Origin of the sequence: Devosia sp. (assembly GCF_036676215.1) — a bacterium.
Classification (GTDB): domain Bacteria; phylum Pseudomonadota; class Alphaproteobacteria; order Rhizobiales; family Devosiaceae; genus Devosia.
The window spans coordinates 1-3,712 of the sequence record NZ_JAKFDJ010000148.1 but is presented as its reverse complement, the minus strand read 5'-3'; the positions used below and the strand labels follow the sequence as shown (position 1 = coordinate 3,712).

The 3,712-nt window shown below is 65.3% G+C and carries 3 protein-coding genes; 2 read left to right on the top strand and 1 reads right to left on the bottom strand.

Annotated elements, in window-relative coordinates:
• Nucleotides 1–240: 240 nt before the first annotated feature.
• Nucleotides 241–894: an HAD family hydrolase gene (locus V6M52_RS12840; RefSeq protein ID WP_332701303.1), complete on the bottom strand. Its 654-nt coding sequence runs from the start codon at nt 892–894 to the stop codon at nt 241–243.
• A gap of 112 nt (nt 895–1,006) precedes the next feature.
• Here V6M52_RS12840 and V6M52_RS12835 point away from each other — a divergent pair, with 112 nt between their 5' ends.
• A complete protein-coding gene (locus V6M52_RS12835; RefSeq protein ID WP_332701302.1) occupies nt 1,007–1,519 on the top strand; it encodes an RNA pyrophosphohydrolase in 513 nt (170 codons plus the stop codon).
• A gap of 17 nt (nt 1,520–1,536) precedes the next feature.
• Nucleotides 1,537–3,712 (top strand): phosphoenolpyruvate--protein phosphotransferase (gene ptsP / locus V6M52_RS12830; RefSeq protein ID WP_332701301.1); only part of this gene is annotated, 2,176 nt, incomplete at its 3' end.

Here is a 3,712-nt window from a genome sequence, read left to right as displayed (position 1 = left end):
GCAAGCCGCTTTGACGGCGGGCAAGCCGGCGTAGGGTGCGGTTTACCGCACCAATGCTGATGCGTCGAGGATCGCTGGTGCGATAAATCGCACCCTACTCGAGACTCGTAACCCCGATGATTCCTTTAGCTCGTAGGGTGCGCTCTGCGCACCAAATGCCCGCTGCAAGTGGTGCGCATAGCGCACCCTACGCATGCCACCGGCATCGGCCCGAGAAATCGGCTATTACGAGGCGCCACACTAGCGCAGCGAGATGATCGGCCAGCCGCGCTGCTCGGCCTCGGCGCGCAGGGTCGGGTCGGGGTCGACCGCCACCGGGTGGCTGACCCGCTCCAGCAGCGACAGGTCGTTGCGCGAGTCACTGTAGAAATAGCTGTCTTCCAGCGAGTAGCCGGTCTCGGCCAGCCAGCGGTCGAGGCGGGTGACCTTGCCTTCCTTATAGCAGGGGACATCGGTGGTCAGCCCGGTGTAGCGGCCGCCGCGCATCTCGCATTCGGTGGCGAGCAGGGTGTCGACGCCCAGGCGCGCGGCGATAGGTGCGGTGACGAACCTGTTGGTGGCGGTGATGATCAGCAGCTTGTCGCCGGCGGCGCGGTGTTGCTCCACCAGCGCCTGGCCCTTGGCCAGGATGATCGGCTCGATGCAGTCGCGCATGAATTCGCGGTGCCACTGCTCCAGCTGGGCCATCTCGCTGCGGCCGAGGATCTCCAGGCTGAAGTTCAGGTATTCCTGGATGTTCAGGCGACCGGCCAGGTAGTCCTGGTAGAAGGCATCGTTGCGCGCCTTGTAGGCCACGCCGTCGAGGATGCCGCGGGCGCACAGGTAGTCGCCCCAGGCGTGGTCGCTGTCGCCGGCCAGCAGGGTGTTGTCGAGATCGAACAGAGCCAAACGCACGATGAAGTCTCTTGCAGGATGCCTAAAAAAGGCCGCTAGAGTAGCGGCTTTTGCCGGGCCTGCCCATAAGGCGGGGAGCCCGCGTTGCCGCTGTCACGGCCTTTATGGAACAATGCTGAAACATGCGTTTGCGAGGTTGTTTGCCGTGATCGATCCCGATGGTTTTCGCCCGAATGTCGGCATCATTCTCACCAATGAGGTGGGCCAGGTGCTCTGGGCGCGGCGCATCAACCAGGATGCCTGGCAGTTTCCGCAGGGTGGAATCAACGCTCGGGAGACGCCGGAAGAAGCGCTGTTTCGTGAACTGAATGAAGAAGTCGGCCTGGAGCAGCAGGATGTGAAAATTCTTGCCTGCACCCGGGGCTGGTTGCGCTATCGTCTGCCCCAACGTTTGGTCCGCACCCATAGCCAGCCGCTGTGCATCGGCCAGAAGCAGAAGTGGTTTCTCCTGCGCCTGCTCTCCGACGAACAGCGGGTGCGGATGGATCTGACCGGCAAGCCGGAGTTCGACGGCTGGCGCTGGGTCAGTTATTGGTATCCGCTGGGCCAGGTAGTGACATTCAAGCGCGAGGTTTACCGTCGCGCGCTCAAGGAACTTGCCCCGCGCCTGCTGGCGCGCGACTGACGACGTAGGCCCCGAGCATGCTCAACACGCTGCGCAAGATCGTCCAGGAAGTGAACGCCGCCAAGGATCTCAAGGCGGCGTTGGCGATCATCGTGCAGCGGGTCAAGGAGGCCATGGGCACCCAGGTCTGCTCGGTCTACCTGCTCGACCCTGAGGCCAACCGTTTCGTCCTGATGGCCACCGAGGGCCTCAACAAGCGCTCCATCGGTCGGGTCAGCATGGCGCCCAACGAGGGCCTGGTCGGCCTGGTCGGCACTCGCGAGGAGCCGCTCAACCTCGAGCACGCCGCCGATCACCCGCGCTATCGCTACTTCGCCGAGACCGGCGAGGAACGTTATGCCTCCTTCCTCGGCGCACCCATCATCCACCACCGGCGGGTGATGGGCGTGCTGGTGGTGCAACAAAAGGAGCGCCGCCAGTTCGACGAGGGCGAGGAAGCCTTCCTGGTCACCATGAGCGCGCAGCTGGCCGGGGTGATCGCCCATGCCGAGGCCACCGGCTCGATCCGCGGCCTGGGCAAGCAGGGCAAGGGCATCCAGGAAGCCAAGTTCATCGGCGTGCCGGGCGCGCCGGGGGCCGCCGTCGGCACCGCGCTGGTGATGCTGCCGCCGGCCGATCTGGACGTGGTGCCGGACAAGACGGTGGAGGATATCGCCGCCGAGCTGGTGCTGTTCAATAACGCCCTGGAAGCGGTGCGCGCCGATATGCGCACGCTCTCGGCCAAGCTCGCCAGCCAGCTGCGCCCGGAAGAGCGGGCGCTGTTCGACGTCTACCTGATGATGCTGGAAGACGCCGCCCTGGGTAATGAAGTGGTGAATGTCATCCAGACCGGCCAATGGGCCCAGGGTGCGTTGCGCCAGGTGGTCAACGAGCACGTCAATCGTTTCGAGTTGATGGACGACGCCTATCTGCGCGAGCGCGCCTCGGACGTCAAGGACCTCGGCCGCCGCCTGCTGGCCCATCTGCAGGAGGCCCGCCATCAGACCCTGACCTACCCGGACAACTGCATCCTGGTCAGCGAGGAGCTGTCCCCGGCGATGCTTGGCGAAGTGCCGGAAGGCAAGCTGGCGGGCCTGATCTCGGTGCTCGGCTCGGGCAACTCGCATGTGGCGATCCTCGCCCGCGCCATGGGCATTCCCACGGTGATGGGGGCGGTCGACCTGCCCTATTCCAAAGTCGACGGCATCGAGCTGATCGTCGACGGCTACCATGGCGAAGTCTTCACCAACCCCTCGCCCGAGCTGCGCCGCCAGTACAGCGAGGTGGTCGAGGAGGAGCGCCAGCTGGTCAAGGGCCTCGAGGCGCTGCGCTCGCTGCCCTGCGAGACCCTGGATGGCCACCGCATGCCGCTGTGGGTCAACACCGGCCTGCTCGCCGATGTGGTGCGCGCCCAGGAACGCGGTGCCGAGGGCGTCGGCCTGTACCGCACCGAAGTGCCGTTCATGATCAAGGAGCGCTTCCCCAGCGAGAAGGAACAGTTGGCGATCTACCGCGAGCAGCTCGCCGCCTTCCACCCGCTGCCCGTGACCATGCGCACCCTGGATATCGGCGGCGACAAGGCGCTGTCCTACTTCCCGATCAAGGAAGAGAACCCCTTCCTCGGCTGGCGCGGCATCCGCGTCACCCTCGACCACCCGGAAATCTTCCTGGTCCAGGTGCGCGCCATGCTCAAGGCCAGCGAGGGCCTGGACAACCTGCGCATCCTGCTGCCGATGATCTCCGGCGTCCAGGAGCTGGAAGAGTCGCTGCACCTGATCCACCGCGCCTGGGGCGAGGTGCGCGACGAGGGCGTGGACATCCCGATGCCGCCGGTGGGGGTGATGATCGAGATTCCCGCGGCTGTCTATCAGACCCGCGAGCTGGCGCGCCAGGTCGACTTCCTCTCGGTCGGCTCGAATGACCTGACCCAATACCTGCTTGCGGTGGACCGCAACAATCCGCGGGTCGCCGACCTCTACGACTACCTGCACCCTGCGGTGCTGCAGGCGCTGCAGTTGGTGGTGCAGCATGCCCACACCGAAGGCAAGCCGGTGAGCATCTGCGGCGAGATGGCCGGCGACCCCTCGGCCGCGGTGCTTCTGATGGCCATGGGCTTCGACAGCCTGTCGATGAACGCCACCAACCTGCCCAAGGTGAAATGGCTGCTGCGCCAGATCAGCCTGAGCAAGGCGCGCGAACTGCTCTCCCAGTTGA

What these genes read in the sequence shown, in the direction of transcription:
- V6M52_RS12835 (WP_332701302.1), top strand. Translation starts at nt 1,007, where the DNA reads ATGCTGAAACATGCGTTTGCGAGGTTGTTTGCCGTGATCGATCCCGAT.